The following is a 20,971-nucleotide window of genomic DNA, read 5'->3' as shown; positions in this document are numbered from 1 at the left end:
GGCCGGTGATCAGAAGCGGATGTCGATGGTACCGAACACCTGGCGCGGTGCCGACGCATGGAACACATACAGCTTGCCCGACGGGTCGCTGGGTGCGAACACGCTCGAATCCAGGTTGCTGGCGTAGCGCTTGTCACCCACGTTGGTCAGGTTCAGCGACAGGCGCATGCCCTTGGCGAAGCCGACCTGGCCGAAATCGTAGCCACCGGCAAGGTCGAACACGGTGAAGCCGCCGAAGCCCTGGTCATTGGTATAGGTGTAGAAGCGCTCGCCGGTGTACTTGCCGCGCAGGCTGGCAAACCAGCCGTTGTCGCGCCAGGTGATCTCGGTGGCCAGCAACTGCTTGGGCGTGTCGGTCTGGATCCTGCCCTTGATCTGCTGCTCGACGCCAGCCTGGATGTAGTTGGAGGCATACGTCGAGCGGTTCAGCGACGCCGAGGTGTACCAGCTGAAGTGCTCGTTCGGCGTCCACAGCACGGTCAGTTCGGCACCGCGACTGTCGACGCCGCCGACATTGTAGAAACGGTTGCCGCAGGTGGGGCCGACCGGCTGCCGCGAATCGCAGGGGTTGTACTGCAGCAGGCGGTTGTCGAAGCGCACGCTGTAGGCAGCAACCGATGCCTGCAGCGTGTCGGTGACGAAGCGGTAGCCCGCCTCCAGCGAACGTGATTCTTCCGGTTTCAGGTTGCCCTGCGCGTTCCAGGTGGCCTGGCTGACCGCCTGCGGGCCGAGTTTGAAGCCGCCCTGGAACATGGCGATGTTCTCGGCGTAGCTGGCGAACACTTCGTGATGCTCGCTGAGGCGGAAGTTGGCGCCGACGCTAGGCAGGAAGTTCTTGCTGGCCTTCAACGAGCCGGTGGCGAACTGGTTGTTGGAGCTCGGCGAGATCGGCGTCTTCGCATCGCCGGGGAGCGCCTGCGCATCGGAAGTGGCGTGTGGGCTCTTGGCGCCGAACTCCAGGGTCAGGCGGTCATCGAGCAGGCGCCAGGTGTCCTTCAGGAAGAACTGGTGGGTTTTCCAGCGCGTACGCTGGGCGAACACACCCACATCCGAGGGCAGGGTGTTCATGCCGCTGAGGTCGCGTGGGCCGTCCACCGCCGTCTGGTAGCGTTCGGCGCTGCTGGTGTTGCGTTCGTACCAGACGCCACCTTCAATGCGGTGCGCACCCAGCTCCCAATCGAACGACAGCGTGCCGCCATCGCGGTCGATGGTGTAGATGGTGTTGCGGAAGATGATCGGGATTTCCTGCGCGGTGCCTTTGTTCGACCAGGCGCCGCTGTTCCAGTTGTGGCCTTCGCCGCGATCGTCGTGGTGGTAGGCCAGCGCCCGCAGGGTGAAGCCGTCGGCGAGGAAGAAGTCGCCGGCCAGGTAGTACAGGTTGTCATCGCGCAGGATCTGCCCGGCGGTGAAGGCGCCGTCGGCGTCCTTGTCCGGACCGCTGTTGTCGCACTTCTTCGCGTTGAGGCTGGCGGTGTTGCAGTAGGCCTTGGCCACGGCTTTGTTCCAGTCCGGTGCGTAGCCGCCCCAGTCCCAGCCAAGGCCGCGGGACATCTCGTCCTTGGACAGGTAGAAGTAGTCGGCCTGGCTGGTGCGCGAGGTGTCGACGAAGCCGGTGATCTGGCCGCTGCCGAAGTTCCACACGCCCTTGGCGTTGAACTGCCTGGTGGTGGATTTGTTGTACGCGGTCTGGTCGTTCCAGAGGTCCGAGACCGCGTTCATGCCCGACACGTAGCCGGAGAATCCGTTGTACTCGCCGCTGTCCACGCGCACGAAGGTGCGGCGGTTGGCATCGCTGCCGAAGGTCTGCACCACGCGGCCGCCCAGTTCCTGCGCCGGACGGTCGGAGGTATACGAGATGGTGCCGCCGAGGTTGCTGGTGGATGGCGTGCCGAGGCTGCCGATGCCCACCGCGAGTTCGGCGCCTGCCATGTTCTCGCTGATCAGCGCACGGTTGATGGTCAGGCCGTTGTAGTTGTTGTACGCGCCATCGCCCAGCGGTACGCCGTCCAGTGTGTAGCCCAGCCGGGTGGCGTTGAAGCCGCGCAGGCTCAGGGTCATCGACTGTTCGTTGGTACCCAGCGCGTCGGCCGACTGCGCGTTGACGCCCGGCAGCAGGTTCAGCGTTTTCTGCAGGCTGGTGCCTGGCGGCAGGATGTCCAGGTTCTCGCGGGTGATGCGCTGCACCTGGCGCGCCTCGCCACTGCCGATGACTGAAACGGCATCGAGGTCGGTGGCCGATGGCGCCTGCTGCGCCCATGCGGTCGGCGCAAGGGCAAGGGACAACGCAGCAGCCAACAGGGTCTTGGTCATGGAGCAGGCACTCAGGCGGGCGCGAGCCGCCGCATTGAAGCGGAGCTCAGGCAGATGAAAGGGGAAACACGCGATACGATCACGGGCGCCTTGGGCGCGGTGCGATCAAAGTGAAAATGTTGCGCTAGACAGATGACTGTCTGGTGACATGGTCATCTGTCGATGCCGCAGCAGGGTAGTGCCGGCCGCTGGCCGGCAACCGCAGGATGCTGCGGAGGGTTCATGGGCCTGCCGGCCAGCGGCCGGCACTACCAGTGTTCGTCAACCCGCTTTGTGTGGCTTGCGCGTGCGCTCAGGGTTGGCCGTGTCCGTGCTGCTGGCGGCACCATCCTGCAACACTGCGGAAATCACCGGCACCACCTGTGTTCGTCAACCCGCCTTGCGTGGCTTGCGCGTACGCTTCGGTTTCGCTGCGTCACCGCCGCTGGCGGCGCCATCCTGCAACGCCTGCAGCCACGACAGCGTGTCTACATAGTCGATGAAGTGGCGCAGATACCCGGGGCTGGTTGCCTGCATCGTGTCCAGCATGCGCTGCACCAGCACTGCCGAGTTCAGCGGGCCGCCATCGGCCGGAGCCTCGGTGCGCAGCGAGCGGCGCACCTGCAGTTCGCTGCGCAGTTCGGACCACTCTCGGCGCACGTCGTCCAGCATCGGCACCTGCGGATAGTGCGCAAGTGCACGCGAGCCGGCATCCAGATCGCGCACAAGCGCACGCAATCCGTGCAATGGCGAGGACTCAGCTGCCATCGCCGCTCTTTTCGCCCGGTGCAGCAGCCTTGGGCTTGGGAATCGGCGCGATCTCCACGCGGCGGTTGCGCGCGCGGCCATCTTCGTTGGCATTGGAGCTGACCGGCTGCTCGCTGCCGAAGGCGGCGGCGAACACCGCATCGGCCGGTACGCCGTCGGCGATCAGGGTACGGGTCACCGTCAGCGAGCGCTGCGCGGATAGCTCCCAGTTGTCGGCGAAGCGGCGGTTGCCTTCGCGCACCGGCGCGTCATCGGTGAAGCCGCTGACCATCAGGATCTCCTCGCGCGAACCCAGATACGCCGCCAGCGGCGCAGCAAGGCTGCGCAGCAGCTCCTGGCCTTCCGGCTGCAGCTGGTCAGAGTTCAGCGCGAACAACACGTTGCCGCTGATACCGATGCGGCCATCCACCAGCGTCACCCGGCCGGCGGCGAGCGGGCCGGCCAACGCTTGTTCCAGCGTCTGCAGGCGTTTGGCTTCGGCCTGGCGCTGTTTGACCTCCTGGTCCAGTCGCTGCGACAGCTCCAGCTGCACCGCAACCACGCCGACCAGGATCAGCACGAACGCGCCCAGCAGCACCGACATCAGATCGCCGAATGCCGCCCAGATCGGGGCGTGTGAGCCGCCGTCGACCTCCAGCTCGTCGCTCATGCGCTGCCGGCCTTGCCGCGGCGCGCGGCCAGCTGCTGCAGTTCTTCCATCACCTGTTTCTGCGACAGCAGGCTGAGGTCGACCACCTCGCGCGCCTGTGCCACGTAGTACGCCAGCTGCTCATCGCTGCGCGCCAGCGAGGCATCCAACGCACCGCCGATCTGCTCCAGGCGTCCCGACAGCTCCGCCGAGGCGGTGCCGAACTGTTCGACCGCAGACCCGAAGGTGCCGGCCAGCTGACCCACCTCACCGGCACTGCCGTTGAGCAGGGTGGCGATGCCATCGAGCTTGCCGGTCTCGGCGGCGATGTGGTCGGTGAATCGGTTGCCGACGCGTTCCAGCAGTTCAGCCGAACCACCGACCAGCGCGTCCACGGCCGTGCGCTGCTCGTGCGAGGCGTGGTTGATCGCCTCCAGCAGGGTCTGCACGGTGGCCAGCAGGTGGCCACGCTCCTCCAGCATCGCGTTGTCGCGCACCAGGCTTTCGGACAGGGTGCTGCGCAGTTCGTTGATGACCTCGGCCGCGGCCTTCGGCGCCTCGGCTGCGGTCTGCAGCAGAGTGGACACTTCGGCCAGCGTGGCGCTGGCCTGTGCACGGCCGTTCTCGCCGATCTGCTGCGCGGTCTGCGCCAGCGTGTCGCACACCTGTTGCTGCTGCGTGGACAAGCGTTCGCCATCGGCCTGCAGGCGCGCGGCAAGGTCGGTCGAAACGTTCTGCAGAGCGTCGCTCCAGCGCTGCAGGCGCTGTTCGTCAGCGGCCACCAGCTGAGCCTGCAATGCGGCATGCGCCTGCTGCAGCTCGGTACTCACCGCGTCCCAACGCAGCTGGCGCTGCTGTTCGCGTGCGTCCAGGCCCGCCTGCAGTTCGGCATGCGCCGTGGCGGTGGCGGCCTGTGCGGCCTGCCAGTCCTGCAGGCGCTGTTGTTCGTGGTCCTGCAGCAGCGACTGGCCGGCGGCGTGACGCTCATCCAGCGCCTGCAGCAGCGTCTGCGCACGTTCGTCCAGATGGCTGCTGGCACGCTGCAGTGCCTGCTGCTGACGCTCGACCAGTTCACTGTTCAACGCATGCTGCTGTTCGGCGGCGGCGCGCCAGGCGTCGGCGTTGCCGCTGGCGTCGGCCTGCAGGCGCTCGCCGATGCGCACCACCAGGGCTTCACCCTGCGCGCTCTGGCCCTCGCTGAAGGCCTGCAGATGCCGGCGTAGTTCAGACACCAGTGCCTGCTGCGCGCCGGTCTGTTCGGCCACGACTTTGGCCCAGCTGGCCTCGGTGGCCAACCGGCTGCGCTCGAAGCCCTCAGCGAGGCCGTTCAACTGCTGCTGCACCGCTTGTTCGACACGCGAATGCAGCGCCTGGCCGTGGCTGGCCAGACCAGCCAGGGTGGTTTCGGCCATCGGTTGCAGCGCGCCCCCAATGGCAGCGGCACTGGCTTCGGCACCTTCGCGCAGCGACTGTTGCAGCGAGGTGGCCAGGCGTTCCTGCAACGCCTGGCTCTGCGTCAGGAATTCGGCCTGACCGGCCAGCAGGCGCTCATTGGCGGCCGCGCTGTGCTGTTCGAAGGTGCTGGTCATCACCTGCAGGCGATCGACCAGCGCAGGCAGCGCAGCGGACTGCGACTGCAGCAGGCGCAGCGACTCGGCGCGCTGCCAGGCTTGCGAATACGGATGCAGGTCAGTGGCGATGGCGCGGTCCAGCTGCTGCACCACCTGCAGGCGGTCGCGGCGCAGCAGCGCCGACAACAGGCCAAGCATTGCCGAACTGGCGACACCGGCGATGGACGTGCCGAACGCCACCGCCAGGCCCTGCACTGGCGAGGCCAGCGAGCCGCGGATGGCCGCCATGTCGGTAGCGCTCTGCAGGGCCAGGCCCGTGCCGCGCAGGGTGTCCATCATGCCCAGCAGTGTGCCGAGCATGCCCAGCAGCACCAGCAGTCCCACCAGATAGGGGGTCAGCACCGGCGAGGGCAGGGCGGTGCGCTCGCCTTCCACGCGCAGTCGCACGGCATTGCGCAGGCCCAGCGGCACACGCTCCAGCCACGGCGCCAGGCTGTCCTGGGCCAGCGAAACATCACTCAGCGCCGCGCGCAGGCCATTGCTGGCCTGCCGGTAGCGGTAAAGCTCCACGCCACCGGCGATGTAGCAGGCCGCGATGATCGCGGCCACGGCCGCACCCAGCGGGTGAACCGAGACATAGCCGACACCGATCCAGCACACGGCCAGCAGGCCAGCAAGGAAAACAAGGACGTGGAAAACAGTTCTGGACATGGTGTTCCGGTCAGTGTGAGCGCAGGGCGGCAAGCAGCCCCTGGATCGGGTGGAAGCGCAGTTGCAGCTCGGCGAGCAGCAGCGTGCGCATGTCGTGGCGGAAGGACGCGCGCCAGCCGGGCTGGCCGTGCACGCGTTCGAATCGGGCACCCAGCACCGCCGGGGCGGTGGCAAGCAGGCTGTGCTCGCGCGGGCTCAAGGTCTGTTCCATCACCGCATCGACCTCGGCCAGCCGCGCCAGCTCCGGTGATGCCAGCACCAGCTGGTCGCGCAGGCGGCCGCGCAAGCGACCGGTGGCGGTCTGGATGGCCTGCTGCAGCACGCGGTAGCGCTGCCGCAGCGAAGCGAAGTTGGGTGCCGCAGCGGCCTCGGCCAGGTCCAGCAGGCGCTCGGCCTCGGCGTCCTCGCTCAGCGAGGCCAACAGGCTCGCTTCGGCCTGTGCGCAGTCGGCCAGCAGATCATCCAGCGCTTCGGCGGCCTCGGCCGGTTCAGCCAAACGGCCATCCAGCGCCCCTGCAAGGGCCACGGCACGGCTCCAGTCCACCCACTGGCCGAGGCGATCGGTCAGGGCGGGACTGGAGGCCGGCATCGCGCCGTCGCTGAGACGGGCGAGCAGACGGAGGAAGTCCGGTCCACCCAGGACCGGCTGCGCTGCGTTCGCCATCAAGGGGGTGGGGGCCAAAAACCATTGATTTTACAACCAGATGAGGGCGGCCGTATGAAGGCGGGGCGGAGGGGCAGCAACGATCGGGCCACAGGGCTTAAAATGGTCGGCTGTACCACCGCACCCCGACTTCTGGAGCTTGAGATGACCGTTGCGCAGTTCTACCCGATCGGCACCCCCGGACAGCCCTGGGGCGACGCCGAACGCGCGCAGTGGCGGGCCCGCCAGCAGCGGCAGCGCAGCTACCACGAAGACGTGGTGACCGCGCTGGAGCGGCTGGACGAGCGCTTCGACGTGGTGCAGTACGGCCAGCTTGACTACGCCCCGGACCACTACCCGCTGTTTGCGGTGGTGAACCACGACTGGAACCCGGCCCTGCCCACCGCGCTGGTCACCGGCGGCGTGCATGGCTACGAAACCAGCGGCGTGCATGGCGCCCTGCAGTTCCTGGAACAGCATGCCGAGCGTTACCTGGGCCGCTTCAACCTGATCGTGGCCCCGTGCGTGAGCCCGTGGGGCTACGAGCGCATCCAGCGCTGGAATCCCAATGCCATCGACCCCAACCGTAGTTTCCGTGACGGCGGCCTGATCGAGGAAGCCGCCTCGCTGATGCGCTGGGTGGCCGAACGCAAGGCCAACATCCGCGTCCACCTGGACCTGCACGAGACCACCGACAGCGACCTGCACGAGTTCGACCCGGCCCGTTGCGCCCGCGACGGCAAGCCGTTCGAGCGCGACACCATCCCCGATGGCTTCTATGTGATCGGCAACAGCGAAGACCCGCAGCACGAATTCCAGAAGGCGTTGATCGCCGCCGTGGCCCCGATTACCCACATTGCCCCTGCCGACGCCGAGGGCAATCTGGTGGGCATGCCGCTGCAGTCGCTGGGCGTGGTGTGGGGCGAGTCGCGTTCCATTGGTGCATGTGCCGGCTTCACCGATGCGCTGTATGCCACCACCACCGAGGTGTACCCGGACAGCTCGCGCACCAATCCGCAGGAATGCAATGACGCCCAGGTGGCAGCGGTGTGTGCGGGGTTGGATTTCGCTCTGGCCAATTGATGGCTGTGCCGTAGCGCCGGGCCACGCCCGGCTGCTGCGGTCGGCGCCAGGATCAGGCGGTGCCTTCGGCCTGCGCGCGAAGGCGGTCGGCTTCGTCGACCAGCCCAAGCGACTGCAGGTGGTCGGCAAGAATGGCGAGGTACAGTTTCTCGCTCACAGGAAACTCGTAGCCGCCGTGCGCCGGCCCCCAGAAGCCGTAAAGCTCGACCTGGCCGTCGGGGATGAACAGCCCTTCCACTTCGCGCTGATACTCATCCAGGTCGTCGGGATAGACGATGCCGAAGCCTCCGTTCGAATCAACACATCCCTGCCGCTTCAGCGCGAAGGCGGCGAGAGCGGCAGGGTAACCCCATGCATTGATGACTTCCTTGACGCGTGAAAGGGTTTCAGGTGTGGGCCGCATGTTGAACGATATCCTCAGCGAGCAGCGCCACAAGTGGCGGGGTGGAGACCGGTGTAGTTTCAATGCTGGATACGTCGATGTCGAAATCATCGCGAAGCTCGCATCCTTTCATGATGGGCAGCGTTACGGAACAACGCTTGGCCGCCCCTCGTGCCCGGAACCGGCCCACCCCCCACCCAGCGCCAGGAACAGATCCACCTGACGGTCCACCCGCTGCGCACGCGACGCTGCGAGCGCGGATTCTGCATCGGCCAGCGCGGCCTCGGCAGACAGCACATCGAGGAAGCCGATCCTGCCGAACCGGTACAGCTGCCCGGCCTGGCCGCTCGCACGTGCCGCGTCGTCGCGGGCGAGGGCAAGGCTGTGCTCGCGATCGATCTCCTGCACATACGCCGACAGCGCGGTTTCGGTCTGCCGCAACGCATCCAGCACCGCGCCATCGAACGATGCCAGCGCGGCATCGGCGTTGGCCCCGGCAGCGTCGATCCGTGCGTGGGTTGCGCGGCGGTTCGGCCAGCGCCACGACAGCAGCGGTCCGATGGACGCGCCGATGCTGTCGCTGCCCAGCAGCTGCTTGAATGAACCTGCCATGCCAGCGGACGCGCCGAGGCTCACCTGGGGATATAGTGCCGCCGTTTCCACGCCGATCATCGCAGTGGCGGCCGCCAGGCTGCGCTCCGCCGCACGGATATCCGGGCGACGCTGGATCAGTTGGCTGCCATCGCCGACAGGAATCAGCTGCTGCAGGCGCGGCGGTTGTTGGCAGTTGGCGACGTCCTGCGGGTAGTCCGCTGGTAGTCGGCCCATCAGCGCTGCCAGTTCGAACAGGGCTGCCTGCCGCTCGGCAACCAGATGCGGCACCGCCGCCGCGCTGCGGTTGACCGCCGCGCGCGCCCGGCTCACGTCGAATTCGGTTCCGCGTCCGCCGTTGGCCAAGCGGGTGGTGGCGTCCAACGTGGCGCGCTGCGTATCGAGCACACGCTGCGTCGCCGCCAGGGTGAGGTTGGTCGAACAGATGCCGACATACGCGCGGGTGACGGCAGCAGCGACAACCACCCGCACCTGGTCGCGCGCTGCAGCGACGGCCTCTGCATCCGCGCTGGCGGCTTCAATACCGCGGCGGATGCCACCGGCCAGATCCAGCGGGTAGGACAGGTGGATGCCGAGCGCGTACACCTGCGGTGGCGAGGAAGGCGAGCTGTATCCCCCGGCGCGGGCCAGCGTGGCCGATGTGTCGGCGTCGGTGCCTACCGAGCCCTCGGCCCGGACCTGCAGCACCAGCGCCGTGGCGCGGCGCAGGTTGGCGTCGGCCGCGCGCAGGTCGGTGTTGGCCTGCAGCGCTTCGCTGACGTAGGCATCGAGCCGTGGATCGTCATACAGCTGCCACCAGCGGTCCGGCAGCTCGGCCTGTGCGTAGGCCGCCTGGTGGCTCGATACGAATGCGCGGCGAGCTGCCGGGGCGGCGGCGACCGCGTTGGTTGGCAGCTGATAGTCCGGGCCAGACACGCAGCCGGCCAGCGACAGCGCACAGGCGAGCACACCCACACGTGATGCGTTGCCGATCACTTGCAGGCTCCCTGCGCACGCGGAGTGATGGTTACGCTGGCGGTTCTGCCGACAATCAGGCGGGTATCCGGTGCCACGTCATCCAGGCGGATGCGGACGGGTATCCGCTGCGCCAGCCGCACCCAGGTATAGGTCGACGCGACCGACGGCAGCAGGTTGTGGGTGCTCGATCGCTGGTCGTCGGCGATACCCGCGGCGATGCTCTCCACACGCCCATGCACATCGCGACCATCGCCCATCAGGCGGGCAACAGCGGCATCGCCTTCGCTGATGCAGTTGAGCTTGGTTTCCTCGAAATAGCCCTCGATCCTCAGGCTGCTGCTGTCGATCAGGGCCAAGGCCTGCGCGCCCGGCTGCAGGAAGTCGCCCGGGTGCAGGTCGAGGTTGGTGACGGTGCCATCGGCGCTGGCGCGCACTTCGGTGCGCTGCACGTTCAACAGTGCCACCCGCCGCTCCGCACGGGCCTGCGCCAGACCAGCCACTTCGGTATCGACCTTGGCCGCATTGCGCTCGCGTGTCTCCGAGGCGACCAGGTTGCCCAGCGCCAGATCCCGTTTCGATTCACGGCGGGCGAGGGTGAGCGTGGCCTGCGCGCTGCTCACTGCGGCATCGGCCTTCTCCAGCGCGGCGGCGTAGCGCGGCTGATCCAGCACCAGCAGCAGCTGTCCGGCCTTCACCCGCTGGTTGTCCTGCACCAGTACCTGGGTCACCAGTCCGCCCATGTCCGACGCCACCCGGATCACATCCGCGCGTACCCGGCCATCGCGCGTCCAGGGCTGCGTTTCGTATCGGTTCCAGAGGGAGAGGGCAGCGATGACGGCGACGGCGAACAGGCAGAGCGTTGCGCTCCAGCGGCCAAGGACACTCAGCACGTGTTTCATTTCAGTTTCTCTAACAGGGGCGCGAGCTGGATCAACAGCTCCGCCAGGATCACGAACAACGAAAGGCCCACCAGCGGGCGATAGGCGAACAGCCGGTACAGCCCGAGGCTTGCCAGCAGCCGCGAGGCCATCTTCGACAGGGCCAGCGCGATGAGCGCCACCGCCAGCAGGCCGGGAACGAAGACGCCATCGATGGAGATATCGGAGAACATCGCATCAGTCCTCATGAACGAGCAGGTCGCGGCGCAGGCCGGAGAGCAGCGCGAGAACGCGCTCGGTTTCGGGTGGGTTGCCAGCGAGGATGGCGTAGCGTGTGTTCTCGAGCGATTCCAGCAGCGGCGCATTCACCAGGCGCGGAGTGGGAGTGCGGAAGTGGGCGGTGGCCCTGTGCATCAGCAGCGCCTGACACTCGCGGCTGCTCCGGTCCTTGAGCTTCCTGCCGATCACGCGCAGTTCGGCCACGGCACTGGTCGCGCGCATGTCTGCAAACATCGTCCGCAATGTGCGGGCCGCATCCGGATGGCCGCGCAGGCGAGGAGCAAGCAGCGCAAGCCGATCCACCATGCGGCTGGTCCAGTCGCTGGCATTTCGCACCTGCCCGGCCGCCCGACGCGCGATGTCCCGCTTGATCACGTCCTGCAAGCGCGCGCGGCTGCGATTGCTGTCCAAGGTCTGCAACAGCGACATGCTGCACAGCGCCGCCGCCGTGCCGACGAACAGCGCGACGCCGCTGTTGAGCGCACCCACGATGTTGCTGGCATTGGTCGCGCCCAATCCTGCAATGAGCGGGAAGGTGAGCACTACGCCCAACGCCGCCATGATGAAAGGCGGGCGGGCGAGGAACGAGCCACACAGCAGCAGCGCGGGCGCCAGCGCCATGGCCAGGCCAACGAAATCGGACAGGCCCGGAAAGATCACCAGCGCGTAGAACAGCCCGATGACCACGCCGATGGCCGACCCGATCAGGTAGCGCATGACATGCCCGGCAGGTGCCTCGGCGGTCCCGAACAATACGCAGGCCGTGCCGATGATGGAGACGGCGGTTGCGCCATCGGACCACGCGGTAGCGATCCACAGCGCGCAGCTCAATACGATGCCGACGAAGGCACCCAAAGCACTGCGCAGGGCGATCCGGTGATCACGGTGCAGCACGTGGCCGTTCGCCTTGCTGGCAAGGTGCATGGGCACACGCCGGCGCCAGTCCGGGCGGGCGGCGTGCAGCTGCTCTTCCAGCAGCCGGCAGTCACGATGCGCAGCATCAAGTTCGGCCTGACGTGTGCAAAGTGCTGCACGCAGCAGGACCGACCATGCTGCCGTGCCAGCAGGCTGCGCGCGCAGCTGGGCCATCGATTCATCTACCGCGCTGGACAGCATCAGCACATCGAGCATCCGGTCATGCAGTGCGCGCAGGATCTGCACCTGGGCAACGCCGTGCGCGCTGTCGAACGGCAGGTGGATGGACAGCGTGTGCAGTTCGAGCAGGTCTGCGGCCACCCTGGAGCGATCCTCCGCCAGCACCAGGGCCTTGGCGCCTGCGCGCATGTCCTGCGTCCAGCGTTCCGCATCGCCGAGGATCGATGCCACGCGCGCATGCACACGCGGCGAGACCCGGCGTGGCAGCACCAGCCCGTGGACCAGCGTTGCCGCAAGAATGCCGATGGAGATCTCCTGCACGCGGGTGATGGCGATGGTGAAGACTTCACCGGGCACCATCACCGCCGGGAAACCGATCAGGCTGGTGGTGTACCCGGCCAGCAGGAAGGCATACGCACGCGGTGTGCGGTCGAGCATGGCCAGGTACAGGCACAGGCCCATCCAGGCCGCCAGCACAACGCTCAGCACCAAGGGCGCGTTGGCGAACTGCGGCACCAGCAGCACCGTAGCAACCGCACCGCCGACGGTGCCCAGCAGGCGGAACAGGCCCCGGCTGAGCGTCGCGCCGGACAACGGCTGCGACACCAGGTAGACCGTGCCGATCACCCAGAACGGGCGGGTCAGGCCGATGCGCAGCGAGACATACAGCCCGAGGATCGCGGCGAGCAGGCACTTGAGCGAGAACAGCACTGCTTCGCGGTCGACCTTCAATGCCGGCGATTTCAACAGCGCGATGGGGCGCGAATGCCAGGGGCGGGTAGGGGCGGGAATCTGCATGCCGCCATCGTATTCAGCGAGGCCTATCGCCGAATTTCGCTAGAATGTCAGTCTATCGCTGAATCTGGTCATTGAGAATGACTCGCATTTCGCTGCCTGGCTTTGATCTGGACCCGGACGCGACGGATCGGCCTGCAGTGGCCAGCCGCCTGCAGGTGGCCGACCACGATGCCGAGATTCCGGTGCATGACCATCGCAAGGGACAGCTGATCCTGGCACTTCATGGCGCGGTGACCTGCGAGGTGGCCAATGCCCTGTGGATCGTGCCGCCGCAGTGCGGCGTATGGATTCCCGGCAGCCTGCCGCATAGCAACCGTGCGACCGCCAACGCGCGCCTGTGCTATCTGTTCGTCGAGCCGGGCGTTGTCGACTTGCCGCTGCACTGTGTGACGCTGTCGATCTCACCGATGGTGCGCGAGATGATCCTGCACCTGGCCGATGTGCCGCAGGACTACCCATGCGGTGGGCACACCGATCGGCTGGCGCGTGTGCTGCTGGATGAACTGGTGCAGATGCCGGCCGAGCGGTTGTACCTGCCGGTGAGCGATCACCCCAAGATCCGTGCGCTGGCTGCGGCGCTGTCGGCCAATCCGGCGGACCGCAGCACCATCAGTGAATGGGCCAAACGCCTGGCGCTGGGCGAGCGCACATTGACGCGCCTGATTGATCGGGAAACCGGTCTATCGTTCGGACGCTGGCGACAGCAGCTGCATCTACTGGTTGCGATTCGCGAGCTTGCCGGCGGCGCAGCGGTGCAGCGGGTTTCTGAAAGCTTGGGCTACGAGTCGGTGACGGCGTTCATCACGATGTTCAAGAAGGCGCTGGGGCAATCGCCTACGCGGTATTTTGCGGCGCGGTTGCGGAATCAGGATTCTGCTGCTCGTGGCGATTGACGTGGACTGGCTGAAAAACAGCGTCAGCTCTCTGCTGAACTGCGTTTGTCGCGTATCGAATAGATCACTGAAAAGATCTTCCAGCCTTGCTCGGTGCGGACCAGCTGCCACATTTCCCTGCCCCAGTTTTCTTTCGCGCCATTGGCGTGGAAGCTGTAGTCGAACGACACCGATGCCACATCGCCGTCCGTGTCGATCTTCGTATTGAAGAACTTCTCCTCTCGTCGCTCTGCAGTGGCCACGGCCTCATCGATGAGCGAAATGAAGTTGTTCGATGGGATCTTTCGTGCCTTGATCGCATCGGGCTTGGTCCTGCGGATGTCCGCCAATCGCCGATCCTCGGACACGAACTGCCAGCCGATGTCTTCCGGCTTGTCAGAGAAGAACAACGCCATGTAGGTCGGTTTGTCTTTGTTGATCAGCGAGGTGCGGAAGGACTCGATCACCTGTTCGATCGCTTGCACATCGGCAGGCGTGCTTTGCTCTGCGTAGGCTGGAAGGCTGGCCAACAGGCAAAGGGCGAGGGTAGTGCGGACCGTTCCTGGAATGTGCATCTGTAGTGTCGGGTTGAAGGGGAGGGCGGGCATGCGCATCAGCGAGCGTACGTGCGCCAGAAGAGCACGCGATTGCCTGTGCTGCTTGTTGCGACGAAGATCGACTTGCCGAATTCGGGCTCGCATCGAAAGAAGGTATAGGAGCGCTTCAGAGCGGTCTCACTCGGCCACCAGCTTCGATTCAACAGTGCCGGCTGGACAGCGCTGTGGTCGACGGGCCGGCAATCGGACGGCAACAACAGCTGCTTACTGCGTGGCGAGGTGAAGGCAAGCGCGCTCACGTTTGAATCGAGGTCGTGCACCTCGCGCAGGTCGGTCGCCTCCTCGGGCACCCACGCGGGAATCCAGCCCTTGGTAATCATCTCGGCATCGACGGCTTCCTGCTTCGTGGCGTAGGAGCTGTCCATCACCAGATCGCAGGAGGTGAGTATCAAGCAGAGTGCGAAGAGGAGGAGCAGCCTCATGCGGTTTGAAAATGGAGGTAATGTCGGGGTCATAGACGATCCTGCAGCGCATCCTTGCATCACTGGCTTGACGGTGCACGCTAGCACTAATGAAGACTGGAAGCAGTTTGGGGGGGGTACTCTGATCACCAGGGCAGGGTCGTTGCCGATATCGATAATCGTGACCGACATCCCACGGCTTGACTTGACTATGTAATGGGCTCGCGCGATAAAGGCGCCATGCGGCATTGCCGCATTCCGGAACAGGGACGATCCGAAGCAGGGGGCTACAGGGCGGTGATCCGCCTGTGCACCTTCGTCCCTCCCGGCGCGGTATTCGCCCAGGAAGGAGAACACGGATGTTCGAACGGACAATGAAGCTGGCGTGTGTGGCGCTGATGATGGCCGCGCTTGGCTGCGCAGCCCCCCTTGCCGCGCAAGCGCAGGAGAGCAAGACAACCTGGCGCATCTCCCAGCCAAGCGGGAATTCGACCCAGTACAAGACTCAGCAGGAGGCAGTGCAGGCGATCAAGAGTCTGCCCGCGCCGAGTCCGTTCCCGCCTGAGTTCCAGTTCGGTTGGCAGTCCGTCAATTCGATCAAGTCAAAGGTCGTGGACCTGGAGGGCAATACCTCAATCACGTACTGGATGGGCAAGTCCCAGCCCTCCGACCCTGATTGGTCGTATCTCAGTACCGCGCAGTTCCCGACCGAAGAGGCGATGGTCGCTTCCTATCTCGCCGATATCAAGGCGTTCAATCCTGTATGTCCTGGTGCAGCCGTCACGCCCACAAGCGAGTGGTATGCGCTCAGCCCGGATATGGAAGGAACCATCGAGACACGTGATTTTGAAGTGATATACATGACCGGCGACAACACAGCCGAGTCGCCGTGCACGCCCTATCCAAGCGATGCCCATATGACGCGGACCCGGCGTCTGAACTGCCCGGTCCCCCTCACCCAGTGGTCCAACAAGCACGAAGCCTGCGTCAGCGAAGAGTTCGTAGCCACCATCACCTCCAAGACGACGCAGTGCGACAAGGATGGCGGCAATGGGAGTTGCCCTACCGCAGGCAATGCTGCCATGAGCGGCATGAGTCCAATCCCTTCCAACAGCTCGTCGTCACAGGAACCGCCGTGCAACGGCACCGTAGGCAACCCCTGCGACGTGAAGACCGGTGAGAAGTACGAGATCGCGCAGGACTTCGATCTGGGCTGGATTGCACTGACGCGCTATTACCATTCGGGAATATCCACCTCGTCCGGAGGCTTCGGCTACGGTTGGACACACTCGCTTGGTGCCCAGCTCGCACTGGATGGGGCGGGCGGCGCAGGCATCGTTGAAGCCACCGGTTTCCAGCGCGCCTTCAAGAAGATCGGCCAGGTCTACGAGGCCGCCGACAGCAGTGGCGATCGCCTGGTCCAGAATGGGAACTGGACGCTGTACGCGTCCGACGCCATTTCGACATTCGACGATGCGGGCCGGCTTGCCGCGAAGCGCTATGTGGACGGCACCTCGCTCACCTTCGTCTATGACGATAGCCAGCGCCTCGCTGCCGTCGTGCACAGCAGCGGCCGTACGCTTGAATTCGTCTATCAGTCCAACGACTACGAAGCATTGATCAGCTCCGTTCTGGTCGCGGGCGTGCCGCAGGCGAGCTATACCTATACTGCGCATGGGCAGGTCGCTACCGTCACCTACGCGGGCGGCGGGGTGCGCACCTATCACTACGAGAATCAGGATTTCCCCCAGCACCTGACCGGCATTACCGCCGAGGATGGGCGCCGCTACAGCACCTTCACCTATGACACCATCGGTCGCGTCATTTCGAGCCAGCACGCGGGTGGCGCTGATGGCGTAACCCTTGCCTACAGCCCGAATGGCGGCGCGGTGGTCACCGATGCATTGGGCCATCAGACCGATTACACGCTGACAGCCGGTGGCGACAGCGCACCTCCCCGCAAGGTGTCGGGCACGACCGATGCCCAGGGTTCGATCAGCCGCACCTACTATGACGGCGCGGTCGATTTCCGCCGGCGTCTGGATACCTATACGGACCGGCGCGGCGTCCAGACCAAGCACACTTACAGCGAAAGCGTCGACGCGGTGACGGGCCGACCGGTCAACACCCATACCATTACCGATGCAGTCGGCCTACCTGAGCAGCGTGTTGTGCAGACCACGCGCGACAGTGTGACCAACGCGGTGCTGGCTACGACCATCGCTCAGCGTGAGACGCGCACCGCCTACAACGCGCGCCGACAGCCGGTGAGCGTGACCCTGAAGGACCTGGCGTCCGGGCAGACGCGTACGGCCACGTATACCTATTGCGAGGCCGCGGATGTAGCCGCAGCCGGCAGTTGCCCCGTGGAGGGGCTGCTGAAGAGCGTGGACGGCGCACGCACCGACGTGGCCGACGTCAGCACCTATGCCTACTACGCCGCAGACGATGCAGGGTGCGCGACCAATGGGGCCTGCACCTATCGCAAGGGCGACCTGCGCAGCGTCACCAATGCACTCGGTCAGACGGTGGAGACGTTGGCCTACGACGCCTACGGGCGACCGTTGTCGGTGAAGGATGCCAATGGCGTGGTCACCGACTACGCCTACCATGCTCGTGGCTGGCCCATCTCGGTGACCGTACGCGGCGCCACCACCGCCGAGGATCGATCCACCCAGATCAGCTACTGGCCCACTGGTCAGGTGCAACAGATCACCGAGCCCGATGGCAGCAGCGTGACCTACGTGTATGACGCAGCACTGCGACTGACCGATATCGAGGACAACGCGGGCAACACCGTTCATTACATGCTGGACAATGCCGGCAATCGCCTGAAGGAGGATACCCTGGATGCGGGCGGCACCCTGCGCCGCACCCTGGCACGCACCTTCAACACGATTGGCCAGCTTACGGCGCTGAAAGACGCCGGCAACCACGCCACCAGCTTCACCTACGATGCCAACGGCAACCCGCAGACGGTAACCGATGCCCTGCAGCGCGTCTCCAGCCAGCAGTACGATCCCCTGAACCGGCTGGCTCGGACCCTGCAGGACGTGGGAGGTGTTGCTGCGGAAATCCGCAGCCAGTACAACGCGCTGGACCAGGTCACCCAGGTGACCGACCCGAAGGGCCTGCACACCACCTATGCCTATAACGGTTTCGGTGATCTGACTGGACAGGTCAGTCCGGACAGTGGCGCCAGCAGCTTCACCGTTGATGTGGCTGGCAACCGCAAGACCGCCACCGATGCGCGCGGTATCACTGCCACCTATCACTACGATGCACTCAACCGCCTGACTGGTATTGCCTATCCGGGCCCCAATCTGGACGTGGGCTACAGCTATGACGTGGTACCGGCTGCCTGCGCCGCCGACGAGCGCTTTGCCAAGGGGCGCCTGGGGCAGGTGTTGCACGCGAATGGCAGCACCCAGTACTGCCATGACCGCTTCGGCCAGATCACCCGCAAGGTGCAGACCGTCAACGGTGTCGCCAGTACGCTGCGCTACGCCTACAGCAAGTCCGGTCGTCTGACCGCGTTGACCTACCCGGACGGCAGCGTGGCCGACTACTTGCGCGATACCCAAGGGCGCATCAGCCAGATCGGACTGACCCGGCCTGGCCAAGCGCGCCAGATCGTGGTGAACAACGTGAGCTATGCAGCCTTCGGCCCGGCGACCGGTTGGATCTATGGCAACGGCCGTCAATTGCAGCGGCCGCTGGACCTGGACTACCGCCCGCAGGCCGTGCATGACCCGGCCGCAGGGGGCCTGTCGCTGAGCTATGGCTATGATCCGGTGGGTTCGATCACCGAATTGAAGAATGGCGCTGGTTCGGAAGTGCTGGCCAAGTACGCCTACGACAGCCTGGGCCGCCTGACCCAGACCCAGGACGGTGCGACCGGCACGCCGATTGAAACCTACGGCTACGACGCCACCGGCAACCGCATCTCGCTGACTACTTCGGCAGGAACCGCCAATTACACCTATCCGGCCACCAGCCACCGGCTTACGGCGGTCGATGGTGAGCCACGCAATCATGATGCGGCGGGCAATACCACAAGCATCGGCAGCAAGGCGTTCGTCTACAACGATGCCAACCGCATGAATGCAGTGAAGCAGAGCAATGCCGTGCTGGAAAGCTACGCCTACAACCACCGCGGTGAGCGCGTGTTGCGTACTCCGGCCGGGGGTGCGGCTCAGATCACGTTGTACGACGAAGCAGGGCAGTGGCTGGGCAACTATTCGGCCACGGGCCAGGCGCAGCAGCAGGCGATCTGGCTGGACAACTATCCGGTGGCGTTGATCAATCTGCCGAGCGCCGGCGTGCCGGAGCTGGCCTACATCCAGCCGGACCATCTGGGTACCCCGCGCGTTGCTATCGACCCAGTGCGCAATGTGGCGATATGGGATTGGAGCAGCAAGAGCGAAGTGTTCGGTAACCAGATTCCGAGTGCCGACCCGGATGGCGATGGTGTGGTGTTTGAACTGGCGCTGCGCTTCCCGGGCCAGCAGGCGACGGATGCGAGTGGGTTGTTCTACAACTACCGGCGGGAGTACGACCCGGCAGTGGGGCGGTATTCCCAGAGCGATCCGATTGGATTGCTCGGTGGCGTAGGCACCTTCGGCTACGTCAGCGGTAACCCCGTCAGCCTTGTTGACCCCCTAGGTATGGCTGGGAAGCCGGTTGATCTCGGAGATGGTTATACAGGACGTGTTGACACATTCAACTATCGTGGCGATGCGTCCTTTGAAATTCACGTTCTTGGACCTCGCGGAAATGAGGTTGGCGTCTACGGGCCCGACGGCTGGATAAATAAGCATGGATTCAAAGGCGCTCCATCAGGTCTGCCTAGTGGTGTAGAGGATCAGTGCAAGACAATTTCCGCCGACTACTCTCGTCGAATTGGAGTCCATATGGGGCGAGCCGAGAAGCGAGCTTCGAAATTGAAATCGGCTCTGCGTGGCTGGCCTATACTGGGGACGCTTATAAACGAGATGTCAACGCCGAGCCCAAAGAGAATTTGCGAAGATGCCCCCGACTATCCCGGCTGTGAGAACATGTGAGAATTATGAGTAGGATCTATCACGACGGTGTATCGTGGAACTTCACCGAGTATTTCGACTATATTGATGAAGTGGCCGATGGCATGCCTCCTGGACTGAGGGATTTTGCCGCGAATGCACGGAGCTATTCGCTCCATGGCAAGGGGACGCTGCACGATTCGAGATTGTTGTCATTGATGGTTTCAAAGAACTATGCGGATAAATTCTCTGGCTCTAGGACGTTCGTGGAAATCAGTCTTGTCGATCAGCTATTCGAGGGAAAGTTTGTCCTCAGTTACGATTCTGTGCATGACTTATTTTTGAAGGAGTCCAGTTTAAAAGAGCATGCCCATGCTGATGTTTTGAGGCATGAATTCTCTGTCCTTCGGCCTGGATTGTTTGAGCATCAAATAGTTCTTGATCACGAGGGCGAGATCCGCATTCAATTTTCTGATTTTTCGTGTGAATGGGCCGCATTCTCCTCTTGAATTGATCGGCTCAACTGTTGCTTCAAGCGCCGCAAGCCTTCAACTTCATCAAGAGCATTCCCTTGGCTTGTGAGGTGCATCGCCATCGTGGTGGGCGCTTGGTTGGTGCGCCCATTCAGCAAGGTCGCTTGGGTGCACCGCGCGTGGCGATTGGCTCAGTGCGGAATATCGCGATCTGGGAGTGGAACGACAGGAGCGAGGTGTTTGGGATCAAGCGCCGGTCAATGACCGGTTGCGGAATGACCGGGTGCGGATAGTGTGGCACTCGAACTGGCGCTGCGCTTCCCCGGCGCAGTAGGTGATGGATGTGAGTAGGTTTCTCTACAACTGGCGGCGGGATTGCGATCCGTCGGTTTGCCCTCAAATCCTCCGTTTGCACGGTTCAATTTCTGGAGCCATACTGCAATGGCGACTTGCCGCCATTTGGGTCGGTAGAGTCGTAGCGTTATGATCGGGGGTGGAATTTTCAAAGTGCGGCGTTCCCGAAGTTGGTATTTGTTTCGATATATTTCATCGGTGCTGGAGTCGTTGATGTCGAAACCCAAGCGAGCTTGGCGCCCCTTGTTTTCTTTCCGGGCTTGGTATTCTGCAGTCTGGCTGCCTTCATGGGCGTCTTGGTTCTGAAGTTTGGAATCAACAATAGCGGCACGCTGTGCGGTCGACTTTGTGGTTTTGGATTTGCGATTCAGCAGTACTTTGGCCAATTGGCCTATGAGAGGGCCGTCGCGGCGATGTGCTTCGTCGCGGCTGCAGTAGCGTTGGATATCGCGATCCGGCAAGGGCTGCGCGACAGTCCATCAGCCCAGTCAGGAAAGAAACGGCGTCAACGATGAAGACTTTTCAGTTCCACGGACGCC

Annotated in this window: 17 protein-coding genes; 5 read left to right on the top strand and 12 right to left on the bottom strand. The window is 64.5% G+C overall.

Going from position 1 to position 20,971, the window contains the following annotated elements:
• Positions 1–9 precede the first annotated feature (9 nt).
• The 5 genes from ACEF39_RS11620 to ACEF39_RS11600 form a co-directional block, all read right to left on the bottom strand.
• Positions 10–2,310, bottom strand: coding sequence for a TonB-dependent receptor (locus ACEF39_RS11620; protein WP_500285140.1), 2,301 nt, complete (start codon positions 2,308–2,310; stop codon positions 10–12).
• A 369-nt stretch (positions 2,311–2,679) separates the two neighbouring features.
• Positions 2,680–3,138 carry a DUF2894 domain-containing protein gene (locus tag ACEF39_RS11615; RefSeq protein WP_500285139.1) on the bottom strand — a complete coding sequence of 153 codons (459 nt, stop codon included), beginning with the start codon at positions 3,136–3,138 and terminating at the stop codon, positions 2,680–2,682.
• Positions 3,047–3,706: an OmpA family protein gene (locus tag ACEF39_RS11610; protein WP_089235873.1), complete on the bottom strand. Its 660-nt coding sequence runs from the start codon at positions 3,704–3,706 to the stop codon at positions 3,047–3,049. The genes ACEF39_RS11615 and ACEF39_RS11610 overlap by 92 nt, the downstream gene beginning before the upstream one ends.
• Positions 3,703–5,967, bottom strand: a complete 2,265-nt coding sequence (locus tag ACEF39_RS11605) for a DUF802 domain-containing protein (RefSeq protein ID WP_500285138.1) — start codon at positions 5,965–5,967, stop codon at positions 3,703–3,705. The genes ACEF39_RS11610 and ACEF39_RS11605 overlap by 4 nt, the downstream gene beginning before the upstream one ends.
• 10 nt (positions 5,968–5,977) lie before the next feature.
• Positions 5,978–6,631, bottom strand: a complete 654-nt coding sequence (locus ACEF39_RS11600) for a DUF3348 family protein (protein ID WP_180167276.1) — start codon at positions 6,629–6,631, stop codon at positions 5,978–5,980.
• Between the two features lie 144 nt (positions 6,632–6,775).
• Between ACEF39_RS11600 and ACEF39_RS11595 the strand changes: the two genes are divergently transcribed.
• Positions 6,776–7,693: a M14 family metallopeptidase gene (locus ACEF39_RS11595; protein WP_500285137.1), complete on the top strand. Its 918-nt coding sequence runs from the start codon at positions 6,776–6,778 to the stop codon at positions 7,691–7,693.
• Between the two features lie 52 nt (positions 7,694–7,745).
• Here ACEF39_RS11595 and ACEF39_RS11590 read toward each other — a convergent pair whose 3' ends face one another.
• From ACEF39_RS11590 to ACEF39_RS11570, 5 genes are all read right to left on the bottom strand, one after another.
• Positions 7,746–8,096 (bottom strand): hypothetical protein, encoded by a 351-nt coding sequence (locus ACEF39_RS11590; protein ID WP_500285136.1) that lies wholly within the window; start codon positions 8,094–8,096, stop codon positions 7,746–7,748.
• Positions 8,097–8,219: 123 nt separating this feature from the next.
• Positions 8,220–9,662: an efflux transporter outer membrane subunit gene (locus ACEF39_RS11585; RefSeq protein ID WP_500285135.1), complete on the bottom strand. Its 1,443-nt coding sequence runs from the start codon at positions 9,660–9,662 to the stop codon at positions 8,220–8,222.
• A complete protein-coding gene (locus ACEF39_RS11580; protein ID WP_500285134.1) occupies positions 9,659–10,543 on the bottom strand; it encodes an HlyD family secretion protein in 885 nt (294 codons plus the stop codon). The genes ACEF39_RS11585 and ACEF39_RS11580 overlap by 4 nt, the downstream gene beginning before the upstream one ends.
• Positions 10,540–10,755, bottom strand: coding sequence for a DUF1656 domain-containing protein (locus ACEF39_RS11575; RefSeq protein ID WP_500285133.1), 216 nt, complete (start codon positions 10,753–10,755; stop codon positions 10,540–10,542). The genes ACEF39_RS11580 and ACEF39_RS11575 overlap by 4 nt, the downstream gene beginning before the upstream one ends.
• Before the next feature lie 4 nt (positions 10,756–10,759).
• Positions 10,760–12,694: an FUSC family protein gene (locus tag ACEF39_RS11570; protein WP_500285132.1), complete on the bottom strand. Its 1,935-nt coding sequence runs from the start codon at positions 12,692–12,694 to the stop codon at positions 10,760–10,762.
• A 77-nt stretch (positions 12,695–12,771) separates the two neighbouring features.
• Between ACEF39_RS11570 and ACEF39_RS11565 the strand changes: the two genes are divergently transcribed.
• A complete protein-coding gene (locus ACEF39_RS11565) occupies positions 12,772–13,587 on the top strand; it encodes an AraC family transcriptional regulator (RefSeq protein ID WP_500285131.1) in 816 nt (271 codons plus the stop codon).
• A gap of 23 nt (positions 13,588–13,610) precedes the next feature.
• Here the strand turns inward: ACEF39_RS11565 and ACEF39_RS11560 are convergent, their stop codons facing one another.
• Together ACEF39_RS11560 and ACEF39_RS11555 are read right to left on the bottom strand one after the other, a co-directional pair.
• Positions 13,611–14,141 (bottom strand): nuclear transport factor 2 family protein, encoded by a 531-nt coding sequence (locus ACEF39_RS11560; RefSeq protein WP_500288013.1) that lies wholly within the window; start codon positions 14,139–14,141, stop codon positions 13,611–13,613.
• 38 nt (positions 14,142–14,179) lie between these two features.
• Complete coding sequence (locus ACEF39_RS11555; protein ID WP_500285130.1) at positions 14,180–14,548, bottom strand: YbbD-related protein; 369 nt, start codon at positions 14,546–14,548, stop codon at positions 14,180–14,182.
• 395 nt (positions 14,549–14,943) lie between these two features.
• On the opposite strand from ACEF39_RS11555, the gene ACEF39_RS11550 reads away from it, so the two are divergent.
• The 3 genes from ACEF39_RS11550 (at position 14,944) to ACEF39_RS11540 (ending at position 20,947) form a co-directional block, all read left to right on the top strand.
• The gene (locus tag ACEF39_RS11550) at positions 14,944–19,647 is read left to right on the top strand and encodes an RHS repeat-associated core domain-containing protein (protein WP_500285129.1); all 4,704 of its coding nucleotides are present in this window, start codon (positions 14,944–14,946) and stop codon (positions 19,645–19,647) included.
• A 5-nt stretch (positions 19,648–19,652) separates the two neighbouring features.
• On the top strand, positions 19,653–20,114 hold the full coding sequence (locus ACEF39_RS11545; RefSeq protein WP_500285128.1) for a hypothetical protein: 462 nt from the start codon (positions 19,653–19,655) through the stop codon (positions 20,112–20,114).
• Positions 20,115–20,719: 605 nt separating this feature from the next.
• Complete coding sequence (locus ACEF39_RS11540; protein WP_500285127.1) at positions 20,720–20,947, top strand: hypothetical protein; 228 nt, start codon at positions 20,720–20,722, stop codon at positions 20,945–20,947.
• The last annotated feature ends 24 nt before the right edge of the window (positions 20,948–20,971 follow it).

This window comes from Stenotrophomonas indicatrix, from assembly GCA_041545745.1.
Taxonomy (GTDB): domain Bacteria; phylum Pseudomonadota; class Gammaproteobacteria; order Xanthomonadales; family Xanthomonadaceae; genus Stenotrophomonas; species Stenotrophomonas indicatrix_A.
The sequence above is the reverse complement of the archived record's forward strand: the minus strand, read 5'-3'. Positions and strand labels throughout refer to the sequence as shown.

Coding starts and splice junctions, on each gene's coding strand:
- ACEF39_RS11620 (WP_500285140.1), bottom strand. CDS start 2,310: ATGACCAAGACCCTGTTGGCTGCTGCGTTGTCCCTTGCCCTTGCGCCG.
- ACEF39_RS11615 (WP_500285139.1), bottom strand. CDS start 3,138: ATGGCCGCGCGCGCAACCGCCGCGTGGAGATCGCGCCGATTCCCAAGC.
- ACEF39_RS11610 (WP_089235873.1), bottom strand. CDS start 3,706: ATGAGCGACGAGCTGGAGGTCGACGGCGGCTCACACGCCCCGATCTGG.
- ACEF39_RS11605 (WP_500285138.1), bottom strand. CDS start 5,967: ATGTCCAGAACTGTTTTCCACGTCCTTGTTTTCCTTGCTGGCCTGCTG.
- ACEF39_RS11600 (WP_180167276.1), bottom strand. CDS start 6,631: ATGGCGAACGCAGCGCAGCCGGTCCTGGGTGGACCGGACTTCCTCCGT.
- ACEF39_RS11595 (WP_500285137.1), top strand. CDS start 6,776: ATGACCGTTGCGCAGTTCTACCCGATCGGCACCCCCGGACAGCCCTGG.
- ACEF39_RS11590 (WP_500285136.1), bottom strand. CDS start 8,096: ATGCGGCCCACACCTGAAACCCTTTCACGCGTCAAGGAAGTCATCAAT.
- ACEF39_RS11580 (WP_500285134.1), bottom strand. CDS start 10,543: ATGAAACACGTGCTGAGTGTCCTTGGCCGCTGGAGCGCAACGCTCTGC.
- ACEF39_RS11575 (WP_500285133.1), bottom strand. CDS start 10,755: ATGTTCTCCGATATCTCCATCGATGGCGTCTTCGTTCCCGGCCTGCTG.
- ACEF39_RS11570 (WP_500285132.1), bottom strand. CDS start 12,694: ATGCAGATTCCCGCCCCTACCCGCCCCTGGCATTCGCGCCCCATCGCG.
- ACEF39_RS11565 (WP_500285131.1), top strand. CDS start 12,772: ATGACTCGCATTTCGCTGCCTGGCTTTGATCTGGACCCGGACGCGACG.
- ACEF39_RS11560 (WP_500288013.1), bottom strand. CDS start 14,141: ATGCACATTCCAGGAACGGTCCGCACTACCCTCGCCCTTTGCCTGTTG.
- ACEF39_RS11555 (WP_500285130.1), bottom strand. CDS start 14,548: ATGGACAGCTCCTACGCCACGAAGCAGGAAGCCGTCGATGCCGAGATG.
- ACEF39_RS11550 (WP_500285129.1), top strand. CDS start 14,944: ATGTTCGAACGGACAATGAAGCTGGCGTGTGTGGCGCTGATGATGGCC.
- ACEF39_RS11545 (WP_500285128.1), top strand. CDS start 19,653: ATGAGTAGGATCTATCACGACGGTGTATCGTGGAACTTCACCGAGTAT.
- ACEF39_RS11540 (WP_500285127.1), top strand. CDS start 20,720: ATGGGCGTCTTGGTTCTGAAGTTTGGAATCAACAATAGCGGCACGCTG.